We start from the raw sequence: 800 nt of genomic DNA on the forward strand, positions 1-800 counted from the left end.
GGAGGTCCCGGTGAGTCCGGTCCAGGCGCGCGCGGTCGCCGGCCCGACGACGGCCACCCGCATCGAGGAGGTCGCGGCGGCGAGCTGGCGCTGCTCAGACGATGCGGCTCGGGCCGGGGAAGCAGCGGCGTCGGGGTCTGCGTTGGAAGCGTCAGGAGCGTCGCGGTGTCCGGGGGCGCCGGCCGTCGGGCCGATTCCGACCTCGGCGAGCAGGTACGGCGTTAGCACCTCGACCGTGCGGGCCGAGGTGAGCACCAGCCAGGCGGCCTCGCCCGCCACAATCTGCCGCGCGGTCACCTCCAAAACCGCAGTTTCACCGGGAACGGTCCGCGTCACAGCCACGCGCAGCACCTGGGACCCCGCCCGCTCCAGCGCCGAGGCGATCCGGTCGCGCTCGCGCAGCCGCGGCAGCAGCACGACCCGGCCTGCCAACGGAGTGCCGGCAACCTTGTGGGACTGTCCCGGCGGGCGTCCATCCGGCCGGCTGCCTGAGGCTGACTCGGCCATGGCCTCAGTCCCGTCGGGGCTTGTCGGCGTGCAGGTCGACGATGTCAGCGGCACCGTCCTCCAACAGGACCTCCGCCACTCGGACGCCCAGCGCCTGCGCCGCACGAACCGCCGCCGCTGAATCTCCCGGCGTAACCGGTCCCCCAGCGGCCTCGGGCAGCTCGGTACTCAGCTCGCAGCCGACCTCCCGGCCACCATCGAGCGAGGTGACCACCGCCCGAAGCACGAGCACCCCCAGCTCCCGCTCGCCGCCGCGCAGGCGCGCCCAGGCTCCAACCGGCGCCGCGCAGCCC

General features: G+C 74.6%; 1 protein-coding gene and 1 pseudogene. Both read right to left on the minus strand.

The genetic code is table 11. The annotated features are described in order from the left end of the window. On the minus strand, window positions 1-507 hold a 507-nt coding region (locus HMPREF0975_RS14350; protein WP_009234964.1), incomplete at its 3' end, for a uroporphyrinogen-III synthase. A gap of 4 nt (window positions 508-511) precedes the next feature. Beyond that, window positions 512-800 (minus strand): annotated as a pseudogene (locus HMPREF0975_RS14355) (hypothetical protein); the annotation flags it as partial.

The organism is Actinomyces sp. oral taxon 849 str. F0330, assembly GCF_000239715.1.
GTDB lineage: Bacteria > Actinomycetota > Actinomycetes > Actinomycetales > Actinomycetaceae > Actinomyces > Actinomyces johnsonii.